General features: G+C 35.3%; 26 protein-coding genes. 25 read left to right on the plus strand and 1 reads right to left on the minus strand.

The genetic code is table 11. The features are described from left to right. Positions 1-7: 7 nt before the first annotated feature. From MUA88_RS05425 to holA, 22 genes are all read left to right on the plus strand, one after another. On the plus strand, positions 8-1,273 hold the full coding sequence (locus MUA88_RS05425; RefSeq protein ID WP_262605179.1) for a peptidase U32 family protein: 1,266 nt from the start codon (positions 8-10) through the stop codon (positions 1,271-1,273). Positions 1,274-1,277: 4 nt separating this feature from the next. Further along, on the plus strand, positions 1,278-1,904 hold the full coding sequence (gene udk / locus MUA88_RS05430) for a uridine kinase (protein ID WP_262605121.1): 627 nt from the start codon (positions 1,278-1,280) through the stop codon (positions 1,902-1,904). Between the two features lie 24 nt (positions 1,905-1,928). After that, complete coding sequence (gene greA, locus MUA88_RS05435) at positions 1,929-2,405, plus strand: transcription elongation factor GreA (RefSeq protein ID WP_262603188.1); 477 nt, start codon at positions 1,929-1,931, stop codon at positions 2,403-2,405. 527 nt (positions 2,406-2,932) lie between these two features. Further along, positions 2,933-3,664 carry a 5-oxoprolinase subunit PxpB gene (gene pxpB, locus MUA88_RS05440; RefSeq protein ID WP_262603189.1) on the plus strand — a complete coding sequence of 244 codons (732 nt, stop codon included), beginning with the start codon at positions 2,933-2,935 and terminating at the stop codon, positions 3,662-3,664. Further along, the gene (locus MUA88_RS05445) at positions 3,654-4,679 is read left to right on the plus strand and encodes a 5-oxoprolinase subunit C family protein (protein WP_262605180.1); all 1,026 of its coding nucleotides are present in this window, start codon (positions 3,654-3,656) and stop codon (positions 4,677-4,679) included. Before pxpB ends, MUA88_RS05445 begins: the two co-directional genes overlap by 11 nt. Beyond that, a complete protein-coding gene (locus MUA88_RS05450; protein WP_262603191.1) occupies positions 4,670-5,110 on the plus strand; it encodes an acetyl-CoA carboxylase biotin carboxyl carrier protein in 441 nt (146 codons plus the stop codon). The genes MUA88_RS05445 and MUA88_RS05450 overlap by 10 nt, the downstream gene beginning before the upstream one ends. A 13-nt stretch (positions 5,111-5,123) precedes the next feature. Then, entirely contained in the window at positions 5,124-6,488 is a 1,365-nt protein-coding gene (locus tag MUA88_RS05455) for an acetyl-CoA carboxylase biotin carboxylase subunit (RefSeq protein ID WP_262605181.1), read from the plus strand. Next, complete coding sequence (pxpA, locus tag MUA88_RS05460; protein WP_262603193.1) at positions 6,481-7,242, plus strand: 5-oxoprolinase subunit PxpA; 762 nt, start codon at positions 6,481-6,483, stop codon at positions 7,240-7,242. The genes MUA88_RS05455 and pxpA overlap by 8 nt, the downstream gene beginning before the upstream one ends. Positions 7,243-7,245: 3 nt before the next feature. Next, entirely contained in the window at positions 7,246-8,484 is a 1,239-nt protein-coding gene (locus MUA88_RS05465; protein ID WP_262605182.1) for an NRAMP family divalent metal transporter, read from the plus strand. Between the two features lie 369 nt (positions 8,485-8,853). Continuing rightward, a complete protein-coding gene (locus MUA88_RS05470) occupies positions 8,854-9,540 on the plus strand; it encodes a 5'-methylthioadenosine/adenosylhomocysteine nucleosidase (protein WP_262603195.1) in 687 nt (228 codons plus the stop codon). A gap of 71 nt (positions 9,541-9,611) precedes the next feature. Next, positions 9,612-10,139, plus strand: coding sequence for a YqeG family HAD IIIA-type phosphatase (locus tag MUA88_RS05475; protein WP_262603196.1), 528 nt, complete (start codon positions 9,612-9,614; stop codon positions 10,137-10,139). Between the two features lies 1 nt (position 10,140). Then, positions 10,141-11,241 carry a ribosome biogenesis GTPase YqeH gene (gene yqeH, locus MUA88_RS05480; protein WP_262603197.1) on the plus strand — a complete coding sequence of 367 codons (1,101 nt, stop codon included), beginning with the start codon at positions 10,141-10,143 and terminating at the stop codon, positions 11,239-11,241. A 12-nt stretch (positions 11,242-11,253) separates the two neighbouring features. Further along, positions 11,254-12,060 carry a shikimate dehydrogenase gene (aroE, locus tag MUA88_RS05485; protein ID WP_262603198.1) on the plus strand — a complete coding sequence of 269 codons (807 nt, stop codon included), beginning with the start codon at positions 11,254-11,256 and terminating at the stop codon, positions 12,058-12,060. A 19-nt stretch (positions 12,061-12,079) separates the two neighbouring features. Then, positions 12,080-12,373, plus strand: a complete 294-nt coding sequence (yhbY, locus tag MUA88_RS05490; RefSeq protein ID WP_262603199.1) for a ribosome assembly RNA-binding protein YhbY — start codon at positions 12,080-12,082, stop codon at positions 12,371-12,373. Then, positions 12,373-12,939, plus strand: a complete 567-nt coding sequence (gene nadD / locus MUA88_RS05495; RefSeq protein WP_262603200.1) for a nicotinate (nicotinamide) nucleotide adenylyltransferase — start codon at positions 12,373-12,375, stop codon at positions 12,937-12,939. Before yhbY ends, nadD begins: the two co-directional genes overlap by 1 nt. Next, on the plus strand, positions 12,932-13,504 hold the full coding sequence (gene yqeK, locus MUA88_RS05500) for a bis(5'-nucleosyl)-tetraphosphatase (symmetrical) YqeK (protein ID WP_262603201.1): 573 nt from the start codon (positions 12,932-12,934) through the stop codon (positions 13,502-13,504). Before nadD ends, yqeK begins: the two co-directional genes overlap by 8 nt. A gap of 11 nt (positions 13,505-13,515) precedes the next feature. After that, positions 13,516-13,872, plus strand: a complete 357-nt coding sequence (gene rsfS / locus MUA88_RS05505; protein WP_262603202.1) for a ribosome silencing factor — start codon at positions 13,516-13,518, stop codon at positions 13,870-13,872. Next, positions 13,872-14,594, plus strand: a complete 723-nt coding sequence (locus tag MUA88_RS05510) for a class I SAM-dependent DNA methyltransferase (RefSeq protein WP_262605183.1) — start codon at positions 13,872-13,874, stop codon at positions 14,592-14,594. The genes rsfS and MUA88_RS05510 overlap by 1 nt, the downstream gene beginning before the upstream one ends. A 56-nt stretch (positions 14,595-14,650) precedes the next feature. Next, positions 14,651-15,313 carry a helix-hairpin-helix domain-containing protein gene (locus MUA88_RS05515; protein WP_262605184.1) on the plus strand — a complete coding sequence of 221 codons (663 nt, stop codon included), beginning with the start codon at positions 14,651-14,653 and terminating at the stop codon, positions 15,311-15,313. Positions 15,314-15,378: 65 nt separating this feature from the next. Further along, positions 15,379-15,843, plus strand: coding sequence for a ComE operon protein 2 (locus MUA88_RS05520; RefSeq protein ID WP_262603205.1), 465 nt, complete (start codon positions 15,379-15,381; stop codon positions 15,841-15,843). Positions 15,844-16,127: 284 nt separating this feature from the next. Then, the gene (locus MUA88_RS05525) at positions 16,128-18,074 is read left to right on the plus strand and encodes a DNA internalization-related competence protein ComEC/Rec2 (protein WP_262605185.1); all 1,947 of its coding nucleotides are present in this window, start codon (positions 16,128-16,130) and stop codon (positions 18,072-18,074) included. Positions 18,075-18,136: 62 nt separating this feature from the next. Beyond that, the gene (holA, locus tag MUA88_RS05530; RefSeq protein WP_262603207.1) at positions 18,137-19,111 is read left to right on the plus strand and encodes a DNA polymerase III subunit delta; all 975 of its coding nucleotides are present in this window, start codon (positions 18,137-18,139) and stop codon (positions 19,109-19,111) included. 129 nt (positions 19,112-19,240) lie between these two features. On the opposite strand, the gene rpsT is transcribed toward holA, so the two are convergent. Beyond that, entirely contained in the window at positions 19,241-19,489 is a 249-nt protein-coding gene (gene rpsT, locus MUA88_RS05535; protein WP_095116721.1) for a 30S ribosomal protein S20, read from the minus strand. A 245-nt stretch (positions 19,490-19,734) separates the two neighbouring features. Here rpsT and lepA point away from each other — a divergent pair, with 245 nt between their 5' ends. The 3 genes from lepA to hrcA all read left to right on the plus strand — a co-directional run bounded on the left by lepA (position 19,735) and on the right by hrcA (position 23,844). Further along, entirely contained in the window at positions 19,735-21,558 is a 1,824-nt protein-coding gene (gene lepA, locus MUA88_RS05540) for a translation elongation factor 4 (protein ID WP_262605186.1), read from the plus strand. Positions 21,559-21,627: 69 nt separating this feature from the next. Further along, complete coding sequence (gene hemW / locus MUA88_RS05545; protein WP_262603209.1) at positions 21,628-22,749, plus strand: radical SAM family heme chaperone HemW; 1,122 nt, start codon at positions 21,628-21,630, stop codon at positions 22,747-22,749. Positions 22,750-22,854: 105 nt separating this feature from the next. After that, complete coding sequence (gene hrcA, locus MUA88_RS05550) at positions 22,855-23,844, plus strand: heat-inducible transcriptional repressor HrcA (protein WP_262605187.1); 990 nt, start codon at positions 22,855-22,857, stop codon at positions 23,842-23,844. The last annotated feature ends 43 nt before the right edge of the window (positions 23,845-23,887 follow it).

Here is a 23,887-nt window from a genome sequence, read left to right on the forward strand (position 1 = left end):
AGTGCATATGACGGTATTAGAAGCAGTAAAATCAGATGCGAAACCAAAAATTAAAAAACCAGAATTGCTTGCACCCGCTGGAAACTTAGAGAAATTAAAAATTGCCATCCATTATGGTGCAGATGCTGTATTTTTAGGTGGTCAAGAATATGGTTTGCGTTCAAATGCTGATAACTTCACAATTGAAGAAATTCGTGAAGGGGTAGAATTTGCAAATCGTTATGGTGCAAAAGTTTATATCACAACAAATATTATTGCTCATGATGAAAATATTGAAGGCCTTGATGAATACTTAATGCAGTTAGAAGGAACAGGTGCAACGGGTATTATCGTAGCAGACCCATTAATTATTGAAACATGTAAACGTGTGGCACCAAAACTTGAAATTCACTTATCAACACAACAGTCTTTAAGTAACTACAAAGCGGTTGAATATTGGAAAGAAGAAGGATTAGACCGTGTCGTACTTGCACGTGAAACAGGTGCAATGGAAATGAAAGAAATGAAAGACAAAGTCGATATCGAGATCGAAGCGTTTATTCATGGTGCAATGTGTATCGCATATTCAGGACGTTGTACATTAAGTAACCATATGACAGCGCGTGACTCTAACCGTGGTGGTTGCTGTCAAAGTTGCCGTTGGGATTATGATCTTCTAACAGTTGATGAAGATGGAGAATTAGACGTTTATTACGAAGATGGTGAAGCAGTGCCATTCGCAATGAGCCCACGAGACTTAAAATTAATCGAATCTATTCCAAATATGATGGATTTAGGAATCGATTCTTTAAAAATTGAAGGTCGTATGAAGTCTATTCATTATATTGCTACAGTTGTATCAGTATATCGTAAAGTAATCGATGCTTATGCAGCAGATCCAGAAAACTTTAAAATTAAACCGGAATGGTTAATTGAACTTGATAAATGTGCAAACCGTGATACAGTACCTGCATTCTTTAAAGGAACACCTGGTTATGAGGAGCAAATGTTTGGTAATGAATCTTCTAAGAAATCACCATATGACTTTATCGGACTTGTGTTAGCCTATGATGAGGAAACACAAATTGCAACGATTCAGCAACGTAACCATTTCAAACCAGGTCAAGAAGTTGAATTCTTTGGACCTGAGATTGAAACGTTCACACAAGTAGTAGAAGCAATCTACGATGAAGAAGGTAATGAGCTTGATGCTGCGCGTCACCCATTACAAATCGTTCAAATTAAAGTTGATCGTCCAATCTATGTAAATAATATGATGAGAAAAGAGGTATAGCATGATGGCGCCTACAACAATTATTGGTATAGCTGGTGGCTCAGGTTCCGGAAAAACTTCAGTCACTAATAAGATTATGAATAATTTAGAAGGCCATAGTGTGGCATTGATTGAGCAGGATTATTATTATAAAGATCAGTCTCATCTTACATTTGAGGAACGCCTTAAAACGAATTATGATCATCCATTTGCATTCGATAATGATTTATTAATTCAGAATTTAAGAGATTTATGTGCAGGTAATGAAGTTGAAGTGCCTACGTATGATTACACTAATCACACGAGAAGTGAGAAAACCATTGCATTTCAACCTAAAGATGTTATTATCGTAGAAGGTATATTTGCGCTTGAAAACGAAGAACTCCGCAATCTGATGGATGTGAAGATTTATGTCGATACAGATGCTGACCTACGTATTTTAAGACGCTTATTACGAGATACACGAGAGCGTGGTCGTACAATGGACTCAGTCATTGACCAGTATCTTAGCGTCGTTCGCCCAATGCATAATCAATTTATCGAGCCAACGAAGAAGTTTGCAGATATTATTATTCCAGAGGGTGGTAGTAATAAGGTAGCTATCGACATTATGACAACAAAGATTCAAGCACTCGTTCAGAAGAAAGATTAATTCATTAAAAAGGAAGATGAACATATGGAAAACCAAAAACAATATCCAATGACACAAGAAGGTTTTGAAAAACTTGAGCAAGAATTAGAAGAGTTAAAAACCGTTAAACGACCTGAAGTAGTTGAAAAAATTAAGGTTGCTCGTAGCTTTGGTGACTTGTCTGAGAACTCTGAGTATGATGCTGCAAAAGATGAGCAAGGTTTCATTGAGCAAGATATTCAACGTATTGAAACAATGTTACGTCACGCATTAATCATTGAAGATACTGGCGATAACAATGTTGTTCAAATTGGTAAAACTGTTACATTTGTTGAATTACCAGGTGATGACGAAGAAAGTTACCAAATCGTTGGTTCAGCTGAAGCGGACGCATTCAATGGTAAAATTTCAAATGAATCACCAATGGCGCAAGCTTTAATTGGCAAACACTTAAATGAAGAAGTTCGTGTACCACTTCCAAACGGTGGAGAAATGAACGTTAAAATTACAAAAATTCAATAATAATAATAATATTCAAAAGACTAGAGCATGGGTATGTGCTTTAGTCTTTTTTGGTTCCCAATAATCTCAACGAGCCTCTTATGTAAGACCTTAAGACAATAGCGTTAAACTTATTTCTAAAAATCCGCATATTTAAGATTAAAACTTCTATAATTTTTTTATATTTTACTTTTATCCCTTTGAAATGTTCATCTCAGTTTTGATTTTTAATGATAAAAACCATTCAATTTCCTTATCTTTCTCAAGCCTTTTTGGAAGTGAAATTGCTTAAATGTCAATATAAACAAATAATACTTTTATGAATGATTCATTTCATACCACACAATAGATAGAAAGATAATAGTAACACTTCACTGATTTAACGCGATTTAATGGCTTGTCTATCATATGTCAGGCCGTGATGAATTTTGTTCATTTATACAAAAATCGAACAATAGGCATATTATCTTAAGAAAACATTGAATTGTCAGCCTATACCAATGATGTTAAAATATTTTAATGTAAGGGATTACGGAAGGGGGATGAAGATGCAATTTAAACAAATTAGTGAACAATCTTTTATGATATATTTTGATGCACAGATAAATGAAGAAATATTCAGTGAAGTTAATGCTGTATCTGATTATTTGAAGTCATTGGAGCATCCATATATCCAAGAGATTGTACCATCATATCGAGCGATTCTTGTCTATTTTGATGGTATCTCAATCACTTATGAAGCATTATTAGAAGAGCTTGAGCTATCTACATATGTTTTATCTGCGACGGAAGTCAATCAACCAAGACGTATCGTCAATATTCCTGTCTTGTATGGTGGGAAATGGGGTCCTGATTTAGAATATGTCGCAGAATATCATAAGTTATCAGTAGAAGAAGTGATTCAATATCATATTGAAGGTTATTATCTTGTTTATATGATTGGATTTATGCCTGGTTTTCCATTCTTAGGTGGTTTAAATGCTCGCATTCATACACCACGTAAAGAAGAACCACGTTTAAAAATTCCAGCTGGTTCAGTGGGTATTGCGAACAATCAAACAGGATTGTACCCTGCAGATTCTCCAGGTGGATGGCAAATTATAGGACGCACACCAATCGATGTCTTTGACTTAAAACGTGATCCTAAGATTCTTTACCAACCTGGCGATAAAATTAAATTTTATGCGATCAACGAAGAAGAGTTTCTACATATTCAAAAATATGTAGAAAAAGGACGATTAAATTATGATGAGTGGGTGAGAATCGGCTATGAGCATTAAAATATTAAAGCCAGGATTATTTACAACTGTTCAAGATTTAGGGCGTTTTGGGCATCAATCTGAAGGGTTCTCTCCTGCAGGTGTGATGGACAGACCAAGTTATGAAATTTTAAATGCATTGCTTGAAACAGAACAACAACCTGCACTAGAAATCACAATGATCGGTCCAAAAATTAAATTCTTATCACAAAATTTATTCGCGATTACAGGTGCAGAATTTTCAGCGACACTAAATGGAGAACCCATTCCACATCAAACTGCGATTAAAGCAGAAGATGGTGATGTTTTAGACTTAGGGGCTGCCAAAGAAGGTATGCGCGCGTATATCGGTTTTGCTGAACAATTAGATATTCCATTAGTAGAAGGAAGCTATGCCACACACACACGTACACATGTTGGGGGTTATAAAGGACGCGTGTTAAAAGAAAATGACATTATCGCAACACGTGGTACAAATATGGATATCAGCTTGATTGGACGTTCAAGCGACTTTAGAAGTTTTAGTGCGAATAGCGAGTTACCCATAGGCATTATGGATGGACCACAGTTAGAGGCATTTTCAAAGCGCACCATTGCTGAAATAGAACATATTGAGTTTGAAGTGTCAGAAAGTTCGGACCGCATGGGATATCGTTTAAAAGGTGGTTCCATCAAACCAATGGAAAGTGCAGATATTATTTCTGAACCCGTTGCACTCGGAAGTATACAAGTACCAAAAGATGGTAACCCGATAATTTTATTAAATGATCGTCAAACTGTTGGTGGTTATACAAAGATTGGTACTGTGATAGATAGCGATATTGTAGATATTATTCAAAAGCGACCGGGTGAAAAGGTTCAATTTGAGTGGGTCACTTTCAATGAAGCAAATGAAATTCTTGCACGAAAAGGGCGTAAACTTGCTGATGCTAAAGAAAAGCTAAGAAGGTATCCGAAACGTTATTTAAAAAATATACGACCAACACAACGTAAAATTAAAAGCGTATTAAAAGGAGATAGTATACCATGGACTTAAAACAAATCGAACAAACACTTACTTTATTAAAAACATACGGTGTCAAACACTTCCGATATGGTGATGAAGATATGGAGTTAGAGCTTGATTTACCTGCAACACAACAGAGTGAAGACTATCAAGTGGCACCACAAGCACCGGTTCAAACAGCACCACAAGTAGCACAAACTCAAGAAGAAACATCAGAAGATACATTTAAAGAAATCCGTTCTCAAATGATTGGTACATTCTATCTACAAGATGAAAAAGAATTAACAAAACCAGTCATTAAAGTTGGCGATGTGATTCAAAAAGGGGACATCATTGGCTATGTTGAAGCGATGAAAGTGATGAACGAGGTAACAGCTGATGAAAGTGGCGAAATTGTAGAAATCCTTGTAGATCATGGTGAAAATATTGAACATAACCAATGCATCGTTAAATTAAAATAAGGGGGATATCCGAATGTATCGAGTATTAGTCGCAAATAGAGGTGAAATCGCAGTAAGAATCATCCGTGCATTACGGGAAATGAATATGGAATCTGTTGCGGTGTACGCTGTAGGCGATGAAGATAGCTTACATGTGAAACTGGCAGACCAAGCTGTTTGTATTGGGAATGCAAATCCATTAGACAGTTACTTAAATATTCATAATATCCTTTCAGCTGCTGAAATCACGAATGCAAATGCGGTTCACCCTGGTTATGGCTTTTTATCTGAAAGTCCAGTTTTTGCTGAAAAAGTTGAAAATGAAGGCTTATATTTTATCGGCCCAACAAAAACAACGATGGAGTTAATGGGGGATAAAATCACTGCACGTCAAACGGTGGACCAAGCAGGTGTTCCGATTATTCCAGGCTCTAAATCATCTGTTGAATCTGTCGATGAAGTGAAAGAACTAGCAGAGTCATTAGGCTATCCACTTGTATTAAAAGCAGCAAGTGGTGGTGGCGGTAAAGGGATCCGTATTGTCAAAGATGAAAGTATGTTAGAACAGGCGTTTAAAGAAGCAAAAAGTGAAGGAAATAAATACTTTAATGATGATCGTGTTTATGTTGAGGCATTTATTCCTGTTGCTAAGCACGTAGAGGTACAAGTGCTTGGTGATGGTGAAACAAACTTCATTCACCTTGGAGAACGTGACTGTTCTGTACAGCGTAAAAATCAAAAATTAATTGAAGAATCACCATGTAGTGCTTTAACGCCAGAAAAGCGTGAAAAAATGTGTAATGATGCGGTAAAAGTGGCACGAGCATCAAACTACCGCAGTGCTGGTACAATTGAATTTTTAGTGACTGAAGATGCGTATTATTTCATTGAGATGAATGCACGTATTCAAGTAGAACATACCGTTACTGAAATGCGTACAAATGTTGACCTTGTGTGTGAACAGTTACGCATTATGCAGAATGGCACATTGTCATTGAGACAAGAGGATATTCCATTTGAAGGTCATGTTATCGAAGCACGTATTAATGCTGAGAATCCAGAACAAGCATTTAGACCGACACCAGGAACTGTTCAAAGATTACATTTGCCACAAGGATTTAATGTACGTGTTGACTCACTCCTTTATAGTGGTTATACTGTGTCATCATATTATGATTCTTTGGTTGCTAAAGTCATCGTCAAAGGAGATAATCGTGAACATGCTATCAACAAGTTAAAAGTGACATTGGATGAAATGATTATCGATGGTTTTACAACAACTGCAGACTTCTTATATGCTGTGCTATCTTATCCACCATACTGTGAAGGAGATGCAAGTGAAGTCGACATTAAGTTTTTAGAGCGTCATGATATTATCAAGGGGGTTCAACATGGTTAAAGTAGATTTGAACTGTGACTTAGGTGAAAGTTTTGGTAACTACAAAGTTGGTAATGACGAAGAAGTATTACCACTCATTACATCTGCAAATGTTGCCTGTGGTTTTCATGCAGGCGATGAAAATGTTATGGCACAAACAGTTAAATATGCGAAACAGCATCATGTGAGTGTAGGGGTTCACCCAGGCTTTCCTGATTTACAAGGTTTTGGCCGTCGCAATTTAGACATGTCACCTGAAGAAATCTATCACATGATGGTTTATCAAATTGGGGCATTGAAGGCATTTTGTGAAATTGAAGGTGTCGAGTTGAATCATGTTAAACCACATGGCGCACTTTATCAAATGGGTGCGAAAAACCGAGAAATTGCACATGCCATTGCCAAGGCTGTATATGCAGTCGATCCAAATTTTTATCTCGTTGGTTTATCAAACTCAATTCAACTAGAAGAAGCAGAAAAAATCGGATTACCAACAGCGTCTGAGGTTTTTGCAGACCGACGTTATGAAAAAGATGGTCAATTAGTAAGTAGAAGAAAACCAGGTGCACTGATTGAAGATGCGCAAGAAGCGATTCAACAAGTAGTACGCATGGTGACAGAAGGTAAAACAACAGCCATTACTGGTGAAGAAATCGACATTAAAGCAGACACAATTTGTGTGCATGGAGATGGTGCACACGCATTAGAATTTGTAAGACAAATTAGAGAGCAACTTTCAGAAGTTGGGGTCAAGATAATTAAAATTGGGGGTTAATGAATGAAATCAAATCCAAATAAAATTGAAAATCCGGGTGAATTCCAATTCACAAAAGCACATAGGCGACTGTTATTAGGTTCTGTATTCTTGATGGCAACATCAGCAATCGGGCCAGCCTTTTTAACACAAACAGCTGTATTTACAGAACAATTTTTAGCAAGTTTTGCATTTGCCATTTTATTATCAATCATTATTGATATCGGTGCACAAATTAATATTTGGCGTGTGCTTGTTGTAACAGGTTATCGTGGACAAGAAATTGCGAATGAGGTTGTAAAAGGTCTTGGAACATTTATCTCAATCTTAATTGCAATTGGTGGTCTGGCGTTTAATATTGGGAATATTGCAGGAGCAGGACTTGGTTTAAATGCCATTTTCGGTATAGATGTCCGTGTCGGTGCGGCAATCACAGCAGTTATTTCTATTCTTGTATTTATTTCTAAAAATGGTCAGAAAATGATGGACTTTGTCACTATGATGTTAGGTGTTTTAATGATTGCTGTTGTTGCATATGTTATGGTGCAATCAAATCCACCATATGCAGATGCGGCAAAACATATGATCTTACCTGAAAATCCAGCTGCACTTGTATTACCAATTATTACGCTGGTAGGTGGAACAGTAGGTGGTTATATTACATTTGCTGGTGCACACCGAATTCTGGATGCAGACATTAAAGGCAAGGACTACTTACCTTTCGTCAATCGTTCAGCAATCACAGGTATTTTAACAACAGGTGTTATGCGTGGTCTATTATTCTTAGCGGTGTTAGGTGTCGTAGTGACAGGTGTTACTTTGAATCCTGAAAACCCACCAGCATCTGTATTTGAACACGCGATTGGTCCAATTGGTAAAAATATCTTTGGTGTAGTATTGTTTGCGGCGGCGATGTCATCAGTGATTGGTTCAGCTTATACGAGTACAACATTCATCAAAACATTGCACAAAAAGTTAAATAAGTTTGATAACTATGTTGTTATAGCGTTTATCCTTATTTCAACATTAATCTTCTTATCAATTGGTAAACCTGTTAAATTGTTAATCATTGCAGGGGCATTGAATGGCTTAATCTTACCAATTACATTAGGAACTGTGTTGATTGCATCTAAAAATAAACGTATTGTTGGTGATTATCAACACCCAACATGGATGTTAATCTTCGGTATCGTGGCAGTCATCGTGACATTATTCACAGGATTCTTCTCATTCCAAGGCTTAGCGCAACTTTGGACACAATAATTTAATTAAGAGATGCATTGAAGTCGAGATAACAATTGTTGTCTCGGCTTTTTAAATTGCTTGATAGAAGCATTTAGAATTTGACAAGAACATAAGAAATGCTTAATAGTAAATTTTGAGAATAGTTGAGTGATGTGAGTCTATGCATTTTACTTATCTATTCACTTTCCAGAGGCACTACATAATCCCTGTTATGTTGAAAATACGACAATCGATTTCCGAGAGTGTGCAGTCAATACGTCTCATGCCAAAAGATACGATTATTTTTATAGAATATATGATTAAATGAAATCAAGTGAGATACATGATTGAAATATGGTAAAATAGCACCGACTATATAAACAGTTTTAACAAATAGGAGGCGTTCTCATGATTGGTATTATTGGTGCAATGGAAGAAGAAGTAGAAATTTTAAAACAAGAAATGACAGAACTTGAAGAAACACAAATTGCGCATACGCGTTTTTATAAAGGTCTTTTATTAGGAAAAGAAGTGGTATTGCTACAAAGTGGTATTGGTAAAGTGAATGTGGCAATTTCAACAGCATTATTAATTGATCGTTTTAACCCAGACTATGTGATTAATACCGGATCAGCTGGTGGGCTACAACCTGGTTTAACATTAGGAGATGTCGTTATTAGTACACAAGTTGGCTATCATGATGCGGATGCGCGTACCTTTGGCTATGAAATGGGACAAATTCCTGGTATGCCAGCAACTTATGAAGCGGATGATTATCTAACTGATAAAGTAAAAAGTGTACTGAAAACATTGAATCAAGGGTCTATGGAAGGCCTCATTGTGTCTGGAGATAGTTTTATCGGTACCGAAGCACAACGTGAAGTCATACTTAAAGACTTCCCACATGCGATTGCGGCAGAGATGGAGGCAGCTGCTATTGCTCAAACATGTTATCAATTCGGCAAACCATTTATCGTGACTAGAGCCATTTCAGACTTAGCTGATGGTGAAGCAAGTATGACTTTTGATGAATTCCTTAAAGTTGCGTCAAAATCTTCTAGTGAAATGGTACGAGCACTCGTAAAAGAACTGTAATAGATATATTAGAGAGTCATAGAGATATGTTATAATAACAGGAATGAAGTTATTTAATTTGGAGGCACATCATGGGGATTTTAAAGCGATTATTTTTACCCAATCAATATGTGAAAGATATTCACGAAATTGATTTTCAACAGTTAGAAAAACTAAATATACGTGGCATTATTACTGACCTTGATAATACACTTGTAGGTTGGGATGAGGCGAACCCAACACCTAAAGTAGAACAATGGTTCAAAACGATTGATGAACATGGTTTCAAGGTGACGGTCGTTTCAAATAATAATGAGAAGCGCGTTACTGGATTTTGTAAAGATTTAAATGTGGATTATATTTTTAAAGCACAAAAACCACGTGGAAAATCACTGCGTAAAGCAACGAAAAAAATGGGTTTGAAAAAAGAACAAGTTGTTGTTATTGGTGACCAAATGATGACAGATGTTTTTGGTGGTAACCGTAGTGGTTTGTATACGATTATGGTTGTCCCTGTTAAAAATTCAGATGGTTTAGCAACGAAAGTGAATCGTCTAATTGAACGTCGTATATTAAGCCACTTTAAACGAAAAGGTTACATCACATGGGAGGAGTCATAATATGTCAGCAGCACTAAAATGTATTGGTTGTGGGGCAACACTACAATCTGATTATCCAAATAAAGCAGGCTATGTACCGAAAGCAAGTTTGGAAAAAGAAGATGTGATTTGCCGTCGCTGTTTCCGTTTAAAAAACTATAATGAAGTTCAAGATGTCGGCATGGAAAGTGAAGACTTTTTAACATTACTGAATAGTTTAGCGGATAAAAAAGGGATTGTTGTGAACCTTGTTGATGTATTTGACTTTGAAGGATCATTTATCCATGCATTAAAACGCATTGTCGGAAATAAAAAGATTATACTTGCAGCAAATAAAATTGATTTATTACCAAAACAAATTAATAAGCGTCGTGTAACAGAATGGTTACGACGCAGTGCAAAAGAATATGGCCTTAATCCAGATGACGTTGTATTGTTATCAGCTATGAAAGGATATGGCGTTGATGATCTCATGCAAGCGATTGAAAAGCATCGTAATCAACAAGACGTCTTTATTGTGGGGACGACGAATGTAGGGAAATCAACATTAGTCAATAAATTGATTGAGGAGAGTGTGGGTGAAAAGAATGTAATTACAACATCTAAAGTACCTGGAACAACACTTGATATGATTGATATTCCAATTGATGAGCATAGCTTTATGTATGATACACCGGGTGTTGTACAGGCGCATCAAATGACACACTATGTGACGACGAAAGAGCTTAACTTGATTATGCCTAAAAAAGAGATTAAACAGCGTGTATTCCAATTGAATGAAGCGCAATCTCTATTTTTCGGGGGGCTTGCAAGAATTGATTATATCAGTGGTGGTAAACGTCCACTAATTTGTTATTTCTCTAATGAAATTAACATTCATCGTACAAAACTTGAAAAGGCTGATAAGCTTTGGCGTGAACAACTAGGTGCACTTCTAACACCACCATCTAATCGTGAAAACTTTGATTTTGACAGTTTAAAACAAGTTTCATTGCATACTGAAGATGGTAAGAAAGACGTTATGATTGCTGGACTTGGTTTTATTACAATTGATGAGGGTGCAGATGTTGTTGTCACTGTACCGAAAAATGTAGAAGTATATTTACGTCCGTCTATTATGTAGGAGGAGAAGCTTATGAATTTTGCAGTGATTGGTCATCCAATAGAACATTCTTTATCTCCAATCATGCATCATGCGAATTTTGATGCATTGCAGTTGGAGTATGGCTATCAAGCGTTGAATATTCCACCTGCTCATTTCAACCATATCAGAGATATCGTATCAGAGTATGACTTTGATGGGTTTAATGTCACCATTCCACACAAGGAACGTATCATTCCTTATTTAGATGAACTAACGGATGAAGCGAGAGCGATTGGTGCGGTAAACACAGTTCATATCAAAGAGGGGCGTTGGATTGGTCATAACACAGATGGACTTGGTTTTGTAAAAGGTTTAATTGAATATTATGGCGACCTTTCAGATGCTAAAATTCTAATCCTTGGTGCAGGTGGTGCGAGTAAAGGGATTGCCTATTCATTATCTCAAAAAACAGCACATACCATCGCCGTTGCTAATCGTACAATGTCGCGTTTTGATGATTGGCAGTTTGAAGTGACACCATATCACTTATCTGACGTCGACCAAATAGCGGGTCAGTTTGATATTATTATCAATACAACGCCGGTAGGTATGCACACATCAACAGATCAAGTTGTATCACTGAAAGAATTAAAACACGACGCTTTAGTTTGTGATATTATATATGTTCCTGCAGAAACAGCATTTCTAAAAGCTGCAAGACTGCAAGGCTATAATACGTATAATGGTCTTGATATGTTTGTCTATCAAGGTGCAGAAAGTTTTAAATTTTGGACAGGTTTAGACGCTGACATTGAGATAATGCGAAATCGTGTCAAAGAAAAATTATATACAGAATAGAGTTTAATAGGAGGTCATTATGACTTTAACAGGAAAACAAAAGCGCTTTTTAAGAAGCCAAGCACACCATATCGATCCAATCTTCCAAATTGGTAAAGCGGGGATTAATGAAAATATGGTGACTCAAATTGATGAAACATTAGAAAAAAGAGAATTAATTAAAGTACACATTTTACAAAATAACTTAGATGATAAGAATGATTTAGCTGAAACTTTAGCACAAGCAACGAATAGCTATCTTGTTCAACTCATCGGTTCAATCATTGTGCTGTATCGTGAATCTGAAGAAAATAAACAAATCGAGTTGCCATAATGAAACGTATCGTCATTTATGGTGGCCAATTCAACCCCATTCACAGTGCGCATGAAATGATTGCCAGTGAAGTGAATGCGGCATTAAAGCCTGATGAATTTTATTTCATGCCAAGTTACATGTCACCACTTAAAGAACATGATCAACCTATTCCGATTGAGGATCGGTTAGCAATGATTCAACTTGTGATTGATAACTTAGGATTTGGTGTTTTACGGACTGATGAAATTGAACGAAAAGGGAAAAGCTATACGTACGATACTATTAAAGCCATTTATGAAGAAAATCCTAATGTTTCTTTATACTTTGTCATAGGGACAGATCAATATGATCAATTAGAGAAATGGTACTGTATTGAAGAACTTAAGCAGATTGTTACGTTTATCGTTGTGAATCGCGGGCGTCAAATTGAAACAGAAGATCCACATATTAGACCGTTAGAGATTCCAGAAATGGCAATTAGCTCAACAATTATTCGTGATAAATGTAAAAAGCATGAAACCATTCATATGTGGGTACCATTAAATGTAGAATCGTATATTATGAGGAGGGGATTGTATGGATAAACAATTTGCTATTGAGCTTGTTGAACAAAAATTGCCGAAGAAGCGTTTCAAACATTCATTACGTGTGGCTGAAACAGCTGTAAAGTTAGCTGAAATATATGAAGGTGATAAAGAGAAAGCTGAGTTAGCTGGCATCCTACATGATTTTTGTAAGTATGATGAATTGAGTTTTCTTTATCAACAAGTGACGAAATATCAATTAGATTCTAACTTATTAAGTTACGGTTCTGAAATTCTTCATGGTCCAGTTTGTGCTGCGCTTATGGAACATCAATATGGTGTGACAGATGAGGAAGTATTAAAAGCTATTCACTATCATACAACAGGTCGTAATGAGATGACGAAAACAGAGAAGTTAGTTTTCATCGCTGATTACATTGAACCTAAAAGAGAAATCCCTGGTGTTGATGAAATACGTGAATTAGTGTATAACGGCGGCGGTTTAGATCGTACAATTTATGAGATTTCTAAAAGAACAGTGTTACATCTTGTTAGTAAAGATGTCAGTGTCTACCAACCGACAATCGACTGTTTGAATTACTATAACTTAAATGAAATTAATTAGAGGATGATTAAATGAACGCAAATGAATTATTAATGTTAAGTGTAAATGCAGCAGATGAGAAGAAAGCTGAAGATATTATTTCAATTAATATGCAAGGTATTTCTGATATTGCTGACTACTTTTTAGTTTGTCATGGGAACAATGAACGACAAGTGCAAGCAATTGCCAAAGCAGTTAAAGATAAAGCAGAAGAACAAGGGATTCATGTGAAACGCATGGAAGGTTATGAAGAAGCACGTTGGGTACTACTTGACTTAGCAGATGTAGTCGTACATGTCTTCCATAAGGATGAACGTGACTATTATAATCTTGAAAAGTTATATCAAGACGCTGAAATTCTTGGTTATCATGAGGTGATTAAGTCATAATGGCTTATCAAACACTCAGTGCTTTTTATGATAAATTAACGGACGACCAACCCTATGATCAGTGGTTAGAAATTGTTCAACGTTATTTATCCAAATCACATATCACATCCATATTAGATTTGGGGTGTGGTACAGGCACATTAACTGAAAAATTCTTAAGTTTTTCGGATCAAGTGATAGGTATGGATTTGAGTGAAGAGATGGTCATTTATGCCCAACAAAAGTCCAATGATGTATCATGGCTTGTTGGAAATATGGCTGATTTTCAATTATCGCAGCGTTTCGATGCTATTACCATCTTATGCGATTCGTTAAATTATTTATCAGATGAAGAAGATGTACTCGCAACGTTCAATCATGTATATCAACACTTAAATCATGAGGGTGTACTGATATTTGATGTGCATACTACACATAAAATGGATACACAGTTTAACGGTGAAACGTATCTCGATGATCGGGAAAATTTAACATTAGTGTGGCAAACTGAAGCGGGTGAATTACCACATAGTGTTTGGCATGATTTAATCTTTTTTGTTCAAGAAGAAGACGGTCAATACACACGCCATGATGAGACACAATTCCAAAGAACATTGGATAAGTCGATTTATCAAAGTATGTTAGAATCAATTGGGTTCAAAAATATTCAAACATTTTATGATTTTAATCCCGAATGTCACGATGCGAAAAGCGATCGCTTATTTTTTGTTGCATCAAAATAAATACAAAGTAATAACCCTCCTTTATGCATGTATTCATATGCAAAGGAGGGTTTCATATGTCTTTCATTTCCCAATTACAAGCTTGGTGTTTAAAATACCGTTTCATCTCAGTATTTGCAATTGTTTTATTATGTGTAGCAGTATTTGTACTTATTCGATTAATTTCTTCTGATGATGAAGAGGCAGCTTCGACGTCACTCATTCAGCAAACAGAGGTAAGTGACTCAAATGCAACAGCACACTTATCTCAAGGAAAAACGTCTACAGAACAACAAGCTGTTCCGATTGTTGTTGATGTAAAAGGAGCAGTAAAACATCCAAATACATATCAGATGATGTCAGATGATCGAATGAAGCAATTGATTGATAAAGCAGGGGTTTTACCTAATGCTGACTTAACAAAAATTAATCTTGTTGAAAAGTTGACGGATCAAAAGATGATCTATATCCCACAAAAAGGAGAACAGGTTGATCCATCATTATCTGCTGGGCCCAATAATTCAAATGGAGCTAGCCCAGGGCAAAATCAGGTCATTAATTTGAATACAGCACAACTCAATGATTTAACGAATGTTCCGGGAATAGGACCTGCGAAAGCACAAGCGATATTAGCTTATCGAGAGGAAAAGGGTCAATTTCAGTCTGTTGAAGAATTGAAAGAAGTGAAAGGTATTGGAGATAAAACATATGAAAACTTAAGCAGTTATTTTACGGTTTGATTGGAGCATTTGTTGGTTTCAATGTTATAATCTAAAGAAATTCAGTGCATACAAGGAGTGACATGATGGAAAGAATAGAATGGCATGATTATTTTATGGCGCAAGCACATTTACTTGCATTGCGATCTACATGTAAACGATTGTCTGTAGGTGCAACAATTATAAAGGATAATCGCATTATTGCAGGTGGTTATAATGGCTCTGTAGCAGGAGAAGTTCACTGTATTGATGAAGATTGTCTCCTTGAAGATGGACATTGTATTCGTACGATTCATGCAGAAATGAATGCAATATTGCAGTGTTCAAAACAAGGTGTTTCTACAGAAGGTGCGACAATCTATGTGACACATTTTCCATGTTTAAATTGTACGAAGTCTATCATACAAGCAGGTATCAAGACGATCTATTATGCTAAAGATTATCACAATCATGCGTATGCTTTACAGTTACTTGAGCAATCAGGTGTCAAATATGAGCATATTCCTTTTGAACCTGAACGCATTGCCAACTATATTATGGATAGCCAATGATTTACATATTAATAGCATATATCGTTGGTCAGTTCGCTTATCATCATAGCTTATCTGCATGTTGTATTGGGTTTGTTATGTATGTAAGTATGGTGATAAAGCGACAAACGATATATGTCATATTGATATCTACATTTTGTATCATGATGGGTTACTACATTGAATCAAACTCGATGCAGTCTACAACAGGCGATATTCAAGTATCTGACAAAACAATCCATTCCATGATACATATTGAGTCGCTACCTATTTATAATGGGGATTTTTATCATACAACTGTTACAATGAAGAACCAAGCTTATCGACTGATTTTTAGAGAAATCAAAAATACCACACGTCAACCGCAAGCCTCATTTTGGGTGGATCATGATTGTGAAATAAAAGCGACAACAAAACCCGCACAACAAGAGAATTCACTTCCTACACTATTTACAAATCAACTTGATTTAAATGCTTGTAATATCACATATCATATAACGTTAAAAGATAAAATTCTACAGCTACGTAATACAGCAATTGAAAGACTAGCTCAATCTAAGTTATCAGGTTTTCCATATATTATCGCACTAGTCACTGGGACAACAGATTACATTCCAATACTTCAAAAACAACAATTAAGAGATCTTGGTATTTCTCACTTGTTTGCAGTGAGCGGGACTCATGTTGCCATTATGACAGGATTACTCTATATGATTGGAAAACGCTGTCCAATTCCACTGTATGTCGCTAAAGGATGTATACTCATCGTACTGCCACTATTTTTAATATTTGCTGGTAATAGTCCGAGTGCACAACGAGCGGTTGTGATGGCGATACTAGTCATTCTTTTACTACGATATACACCGCAACAACCACTGTATATTCTACTTATTTCCTACATAATTTTATCTGTTTATAATCCTCAGATTCATACCCACATTGGTTTTCAATTCTCCTATACTATCTGTTTTTTATTACTGATGCTTCGTGATACTTATATCAATAAAACATTTATCAAAGCTTTTTTTATCACAAGTATGATTTCCATTTTAGGTACGATTCCGATTAGTTATCAATACTTCAATGAACTTCAGTGGATTGGCTTGATTTCGAATATATTTTTTATTCCACTATATGGTTTTTGTATTATTCCATTATCATTCCTAACAATATTAATTGCTTTACTGTGCCCATCATTGTTATTTCTTTTTAAACTACCATTTTCTTTCTTTTTTGCTATTCACAAATTTATTTTAGTTTGTCTTAAACCACTTATTGCATTTAAAGTCATTCTCCCAGACTTTGGTGAGTTGGGATACGCCACTTCTATAGTATTTACTATCTTTTTTGCGTACTTTTTAGCACAAAACAAGCGTGGCGTGCTTATCATCTTAACAGCTTGCACTTTTATAGTGTTATTGATTTGTCATCCTCATCATGAAAATCGAATGACGATGATTGATGTTGGTCAAGGAGATGCCATCCTATTTGAAACGTCAACTGGGCAGACGGTATTAATAGATACAGGAGGGGAGCGGGAGGATAAAAATCATTTTGCACACAAATTATCTATCACTGATCAGAAATTATTTCCATATTTGAAGACTCGTGGCATTCATAAGATTGATTATTTAATTCTTACACATCCACATGCCGATCACATGGGAGAATTAGAACATCTTGCACAACGGGTAATAATTGAAAACATTGTGATTAATCCTAATCATTTTGATAAGGTGAATGCTACAATTGTTCAAAAGGTATTAAGACAAGAACAATCGAAACTTTGGGATTTTAAAAAATTGAATCAACTTAAATTAGGTGATTTTAAATTTCAATTTTTAAATTGTGATGTTGAAATGAGTGATGACCCTAACGAACATTCTATTGTGACTTTAGTGAATATTAATCAATACAAATTATTATTGATGGGGGATGCGACTATAAAAAATGAGGAAAAGCTCTTGCAATCGTATCAATTACCTAAGATTGATATTTTGAAAGTAGGCCATCATGGTAGTAAAACAAGCAGTTCTGTGGCTTTTCTTGAAACAATTAAACCAGATATTGCCCTTATTTCAGTAGCAAAACATAATATGTATCATTTACCAAGCCCACTGATATTAGATAGGTTTATCAATAATCATATCCCCGTCTATAGTACTGCGGATAACCATCATGTGATTATTACATTCCCTAATGATATAAATCATTCTTATAAATTGAGCCATGAGTCAAAGGGTGATTCATAGAACGAACTATTCCTAAATCATGTTATAATACGTATACATTTATTTTTGAAAGGGAGAAACACATGTCCTATTTGCATGTTGTATATGGTGAAGTGCCAGAACTCGTAGATAAAGAAAGTGATCAACTGATCGATCAATATTTAGAGAAGGCACCAAGAGATGATTTTAACTTTGTGAAATATAATTTATATGAGACAGAACTTAACGTTATTATGGAGGAGGCAATGACACTGCCGTTCTTCTCTGACAAAAAAGTCGTGTTAGTACAAAATAGTTATGTATTTACAGGAGAAAAAGTACCAAAAGGAATACAACCTAATATTGATGGTTTGATTCAATTTATCGAAAATTATGATGGAGAGACACTAGTGATATTTCAAGTGAATGCAGTGAAGTTGGATGAACGAAAAAAGGTTGTAAAACAATTAAAAAAACATGCAACTTTAAAGAAAGTTGAACAATTTACAGAACAAGAAATGAAACAATGGGTTCAAACACAACTTCATGCACAGTTTAAAGATATTAAACAAGATGCTTTAGATGAACTTATCCAATTAACAGGAATTCATTATCGTATTGTTCAACAAGAACTTGAAAAAATCATTTTATTTATTGGAGATCAACCAGTTATTAATAAAAATGATGTAGTAACGATTGTAAATAGAAGTTTGGAACAGAATGTCTTTTTATTAACGGAATACATCCAAAAAGGCCAGAAAGATCGTGCCATTCAACTGATGAAAGATTTAATTCAATTAAAAGAAGAACCCATCAAGTTGTTAGCTTTAATCACCAGTAACTATCGTCTATACTATCAATCTTTAATTCTCAGTCAAAAGGGATATTCTCAGCAACAAATTGCGAAAACGGTCGGTGTTCATCCATACCGCGTAAAACTAGCCATGCAACAAACAAGAAAATATCAACTTCATCAATTATTAGATATTATCAACGCATGTGCTGAAACAGATTATAAGCTAAAATCTTCATATATGGATAAGGTCCTGATTTTAGAGTTGTTTATATTAAGTCTATAATAAAGAGGGGGTTGGGAGTTGCTTAAATAGTATCCCAGCCTCTCTAAATCTATTAAGATAAAAAAAGACTTCTAACATTGAACAAGTTCAACATTAGAAGTCATATCACATAGTATGAATACTATGAAATTATTTTGCTGACATTAATTTAGATTTCATTCTATCAGCTTTGTTAGAATGAATTAAATTCTTTTGCGCAGCTTTATCAATACGTTTGATTGCTTTGCTTACTAATTCTTGTTTATTGTCAGCATTAGTTTCGATTGCTTTTTTTGCATTTTTCACTGCAGAACGCATATCATTTTTTTGTGAAATGTTTTGGCTCTCAGCTACTTGTGTCGTTTTAACACGTTTAATAGCAGATTTAATGTTTGGCATGAAAGACACCTCCTAGAATCAACTTGGTATCAAAATAACTTTGATTACAACAAAATTTATTCTATCAAATGTGTACACATTGTGCAATCATTAATTATACAGTTCATCTTATTTTTTATTTTTATGACTAAAAACATATTATAAAATGCTTATTCATGTAGTTGCAATTATGGCTTAAAAACGTTATCATAGCAAAGATGTAAGAGTTTATAAATCGGGAATATAATGAAAGTGAGCAGGATGTTATGAACAATAATGAACGTTTAAACAGACGTAAAAATATAAGAAATTTTTCGATCATTGCCCACATTGACCATGGTAAGTCAACATTGGCGGATCGAATTTTAGAAAATACAAAATCAGTAGAATCACGTGAAATGCAAGCACAATTACTAGATTCAATGGATTTAGAGCGTGAACGTGGTATTACCATTAAATTAAATGCCGTTCGTTTAAAATATGAAGCAAAAGATGGCGAAACATATACATTCCATTTAATTGATACACCTGGGCATGTCGACTTTACATATGAAGTTTCTCGTTCATTAGCTGCATGTGAAGGTGCAATTTTAGTTGTGGATGCGGCACAAGGTATCGAAGCGCAAACTTTAGCAAATGTTTATCTTGCTTTAGATAATGACCTTGAATTAATTCCTGTTATCAACAAAATTGATTTACCTGCTGCTGAGCCGGAACGTGTAAAACAAGAAGTAGAAGATGTGATTGGCTTAGATAAAGATGATGCTGTCTTAGCAAGTGCGAAGTCTAATATCGGTATCGATGAGATTTTAGAAAAGATTGTTGAAATCGTCCCAGCACCAGATGGCGATCCTTCTGCACCTCTTAAAGCATTAATCTTTGACTCTGAATATGACCCATATCGTGGGGTTGTCTCTTCTATAAGAGTCGTTGACGGTGTTGTAAAAGCAGGAGACCGTATTAAAATGATGGCGACTGGTAAAAGCTTCGAAGTAACAGAAGTAGGGATCAATACGCCTAAACAATTACCCATTGATGAACTTACAGTGGGTGATGTAGGTTATATTATTGCGAGTATTAAAAATGTGGATGATTCTCGTGTAGGTGATACAATTACGCATGAGGACAATCCAGCTTCTGAACCTTTACAAGGGTATAAAAAAATGAATCCAATGGTATATTGTGGTCTTTTCCCAATCGATAATAAAGATTACAATGATCTGCGTGAAGCGTTAGAAAAATTACAGTTGAACGATGCTTCTCTAGAATTTGAACCTGAATCATCAAAAGCACTGGGCTTTGGTTATCGTACAGGTTTCTTAGGTATGCTGCATATGGAAATTATTCAAGAACGTATTGAACGTGAATTTGGCATAGAGTTAATTGCCACAGCGCCATCTGTAATTTATACAGTTGTGTTGAGAAATGGCGAATCAATTAAAGTGGATAACCCTGCGCAAATGCCTGACCGTGATCAAATTGAAAAAGTATTTGAACCATACGTACGTGCAACAATGATGGTACCAAATGATTATGTGGGTGCTGTAATGGAACTATGTCAACGTAAGCGTGGTCAATTTATCACAATGGATTATTTAGATGATATCCGAGTAAGTATTGTTTACGAACTACCATTATCAGAAGTTGTATTTGATTTCTTTGATCAGTTGAAATCGAATACAAAAGGTTATGCGTCATTTGACTATGAATTCATTGAAAACAAAGAAAGTAATCTTGTTAAAATGGATATTTTATTAAATGGTGATAAAGTAGATGCCTTAAGCTTTATTGTGCACCGTGATTTTGCATATGAACGTGGTAGAGTGCTTGTTGAAAAATTAAAAACGTTGATCCCTAGACAACAATTCGAAGTACCGGTACAAGCAGCGATTGGTCAAAAAATCGTGGCACGTACAAATATCAAATCAATGGGTAAAAACGTACTTTCAAAATGTTACGGTGGGGATATTAGCCGTAAACGTAAGTTGCTTGAAAAACAAAAAGCTGGTAAAGCGAAGATGAAGGCCGTTGGTAGTGTTGAAATTCCACAAGATGCCTTCTTAGCAGTTCTAAAAATGGATGACGAATAATGAATATAAAGCTCCCAGTCACTTGCATGACATTGTGACTTGGGAGTTTATTTCGTAGGAGGATGACTCATGCAAAAAGTAAAAAGCGCTTATATTCACATACCTTTCTGCGCAAAAATTTGTACTTATTGTGATTTTAATAAGTATTTTATACAACACCAACCTGTTGATGATTATTTAACAAGCTTGATTACGGAAATGTCTTGGGTCGGTAAACAAAAATTATCCACGATGTTTGTGGGTGGTGGGACGCCGACAGCACTTTCTGAAGCACAGTTAGAGCGATTATTAGTGGCAATACAAAAACAATTTGATATTACTGACGAATATACTTTTGAAGCAAATCCAGATGAATTAACTGAAGGGAAAGTAGCGTTGCTTAAAAAATATGGTGTGAATCGCTTATCATTAGGTGTTCAAACCTTTGATGAGGACTTACTTAAAGTATTAGGGCGTAGTCATCAACGTGAAGATATTTATTCAGCTGTAGAAAATGCGCGTAAATATCAAATTTCTTCTATCAGTATTGATTTGATGTATCAACTCCCTGGACAGACGATGACGCAGTTTGAAGAAAGTCTTGAGGAGGCGCTTTCTCTAAATATTGATCATATCTCAAGTTATGGTCTGATATTAGAAAAACAAACACAATTTTATAACTTGTATCAACGTGGAGAATTAAATGAACCAGATGAAGATCTTGGTGCAGAGATGTATCATTTTATGATTGAAAAGTTAGGACAGCATGGATTTAAGCAATATGAGATTTCTAACTTTGCACGTGAAGGCCATTCATCTGCTCATAACAAAGTTTATTGGAAAAATGAAAACTATTATGGTTTTGGAGCGGGTGCTAGCGGTTATGTAAATGGCGTGAGGTATTCTAATACCAATCCTGTAAATCATTACATTGAACAGGTTTCACAAAACAAAAGACCGGTTCGTACGGAAGAGACTTTGACAAAACAAGAGAAAATGGAAGAAGAAATGTTTCTAGGATTACGTATGAATGAGGGTGTTGAAAAATCACGTTTTAATAAAAAATATCATATTGAACTCTTAAATTATTATCAAGATGAAATAGAGGACTTAAAAGCTAAAAATTTAATCTATGAAACGCCAACACACATTGCCTTAACAGAAGAGGGAAGAGTGATTGGAAACTATGTTTTTGAGGCTTTTATCAAATAAAACATAGAAAATAAAGAAACGTAAGCTTTAACATTGACTTACTTTGACCTTTTTGATAAATTATAATTAGCACTTGATATAAATGAGTGCTAATGAGGTGGAAACATGATTACTCAAAGGCAAATAAGTATTTTAAATGCAATTGTTGAAGATTATGTTGAATTAGGCCAACCCATTGGTTCAACCACATTAATAAAGCGACATAACGTTCAAGTAAGTCCAGCTACAATTCGAAATGAAATGAAGTTACTGGAAGAAAATCGTTTGATTGAAAAGACGCATTCATCATCTGGGCGTGTCCCATCTGAAGCTGGTTTTCGACTTTATGTGAATCAGTTATTACAGCAAAAAAATGTGAATGAACCTCAAAGCAAACTAAATCTGAACACATTGTTTAGTGAGAATCATTTTGATATTTCTACTACGCTAAATCGTCTCGCACAATTGTTTTCAGACCGAACGCATTATACGACGATTGTAGTAGGTCCTGATCATAGCAAGTCACCGATTATTGATGCCCATTTGATTAAGGTTAATCCACAACATCTCATCGTGGTATTAATATATCAAACAGGTCATGTCAAACACCTACATTTGTCATCAAGCGTTGCTGTTGAAGATAAAACAGTTATTAAAATATCTAATTATATTTCAAAAAATCTTGAAGTATTTCTAAATAACGGTCAACAACAGCATATCGATACGTATCGACTGATGGGGTTTGATGATGATGAGGTGACAGTCCTATTACAGGTATACTATTTATTGCGGAAACATTTAAATTCCGAATCATCACGTATCTATTTAGGTGGTAAACATCAATTGATAGAAAGACTAGATGAGACAACTGTGACATCGATACAACCTATATTAAAGTATGTTGAATCTGGTAAGATTACACAATTAATCGATCAAATATCTGATGCACCTATTCATATTAGTATCGGTTCTGAAATTGATCAGAACTTACAAGGGATTGCGATAGTGACCAGACCTTATACACTTACAAATGATATAGAAGGTCACATAGCAGTCGTTGGCCCAACAGCAATGCGTTATCAAAATGTGATACAATTGCTAAGTCAAACGAGATAAAACAATTCAAGTACACATACAAAAAAGTGTCGCGGAGGTTTGG

This window comes from Staphylococcus sp. IVB6240 (genome assembly GCF_025558425.1).
Taxonomy (GTDB): domain Bacteria; phylum Bacillota; class Bacilli; order Staphylococcales; family Staphylococcaceae; genus Staphylococcus.

What these genes read in the sequence shown, in the direction of transcription:
- MUA88_RS05425 (WP_262605179.1), top strand. Translation starts at nt 8, where the DNA reads ATGACGGTATTAGAAGCAGTAAAATCAGATGCGAAACCAAAAATTAAA.
- udk (WP_262605121.1), top strand. Translation starts at nt 1,278, where the DNA reads ATGGCGCCTACAACAATTATTGGTATAGCTGGTGGCTCAGGTTCCGGA.
- greA (WP_262603188.1), top strand. Translation starts at nt 1,929, where the DNA reads ATGGAAAACCAAAAACAATATCCAATGACACAAGAAGGTTTTGAAAAA.
- pxpB (WP_262603189.1), top strand. Translation starts at nt 2,933, where the DNA reads ATGCAATTTAAACAAATTAGTGAACAATCTTTTATGATATATTTTGAT.
- MUA88_RS05445 (WP_262605180.1), top strand. Translation starts at nt 3,654, where the DNA reads ATGAGCATTAAAATATTAAAGCCAGGATTATTTACAACTGTTCAAGAT.
- MUA88_RS05450 (WP_262603191.1), top strand. Translation starts at nt 4,670, where the DNA reads ATGGACTTAAAACAAATCGAACAAACACTTACTTTATTAAAAACATAC.
- MUA88_RS05455 (WP_262605181.1), top strand. Translation starts at nt 5,124, where the DNA reads ATGTATCGAGTATTAGTCGCAAATAGAGGTGAAATCGCAGTAAGAATC.
- pxpA (WP_262603193.1), top strand. Translation starts at nt 6,481, where the DNA reads ATGGTTAAAGTAGATTTGAACTGTGACTTAGGTGAAAGTTTTGGTAAC.
- MUA88_RS05465 (WP_262605182.1), top strand. Translation starts at nt 7,246, where the DNA reads ATGAAATCAAATCCAAATAAAATTGAAAATCCGGGTGAATTCCAATTC.
- MUA88_RS05470 (WP_262603195.1), top strand. Translation starts at nt 8,854, where the DNA reads ATGATTGGTATTATTGGTGCAATGGAAGAAGAAGTAGAAATTTTAAAA.
- MUA88_RS05475 (WP_262603196.1), top strand. Translation starts at nt 9,612, where the DNA reads ATGGGGATTTTAAAGCGATTATTTTTACCCAATCAATATGTGAAAGAT.
- yqeH (WP_262603197.1), top strand. Translation starts at nt 10,141, where the DNA reads ATGTCAGCAGCACTAAAATGTATTGGTTGTGGGGCAACACTACAATCT.
- aroE (WP_262603198.1), top strand. Translation starts at nt 11,254, where the DNA reads ATGAATTTTGCAGTGATTGGTCATCCAATAGAACATTCTTTATCTCCA.
- yhbY (WP_262603199.1), top strand. Translation starts at nt 12,080, where the DNA reads ATGACTTTAACAGGAAAACAAAAGCGCTTTTTAAGAAGCCAAGCACAC.
- nadD (WP_262603200.1), top strand. Translation starts at nt 12,373, where the DNA reads ATGAAACGTATCGTCATTTATGGTGGCCAATTCAACCCCATTCACAGT.
- yqeK (WP_262603201.1), top strand. Translation starts at nt 12,932, where the DNA reads ATGGATAAACAATTTGCTATTGAGCTTGTTGAACAAAAATTGCCGAAG.
- rsfS (WP_262603202.1), top strand. Translation starts at nt 13,516, where the DNA reads ATGAACGCAAATGAATTATTAATGTTAAGTGTAAATGCAGCAGATGAG.
- MUA88_RS05510 (WP_262605183.1), top strand. Translation starts at nt 13,872, where the DNA reads ATGGCTTATCAAACACTCAGTGCTTTTTATGATAAATTAACGGACGAC.
- MUA88_RS05515 (WP_262605184.1), top strand. Translation starts at nt 14,651, where the DNA reads ATGTCTTTCATTTCCCAATTACAAGCTTGGTGTTTAAAATACCGTTTC.
- MUA88_RS05520 (WP_262603205.1), top strand. Translation starts at nt 15,379, where the DNA reads ATGGAAAGAATAGAATGGCATGATTATTTTATGGCGCAAGCACATTTA.
- MUA88_RS05525 (WP_262605185.1), top strand. Translation starts at nt 16,128, where the DNA reads ATGAAGAACCAAGCTTATCGACTGATTTTTAGAGAAATCAAAAATACC.
- holA (WP_262603207.1), top strand. Translation starts at nt 18,137, where the DNA reads ATGTCCTATTTGCATGTTGTATATGGTGAAGTGCCAGAACTCGTAGAT.
- rpsT (WP_095116721.1), bottom strand. Translation starts at nt 19,489, where the DNA reads ATGCCAAACATTAAATCTGCTATTAAACGTGTTAAAACGACACAAGTA.
- lepA (WP_262605186.1), top strand. Translation starts at nt 19,735, where the DNA reads ATGAACAATAATGAACGTTTAAACAGACGTAAAAATATAAGAAATTTT.
- hemW (WP_262603209.1), top strand. Translation starts at nt 21,628, where the DNA reads ATGCAAAAAGTAAAAAGCGCTTATATTCACATACCTTTCTGCGCAAAA.
- hrcA (WP_262605187.1), top strand. Translation starts at nt 22,855, where the DNA reads ATGATTACTCAAAGGCAAATAAGTATTTTAAATGCAATTGTTGAAGAT.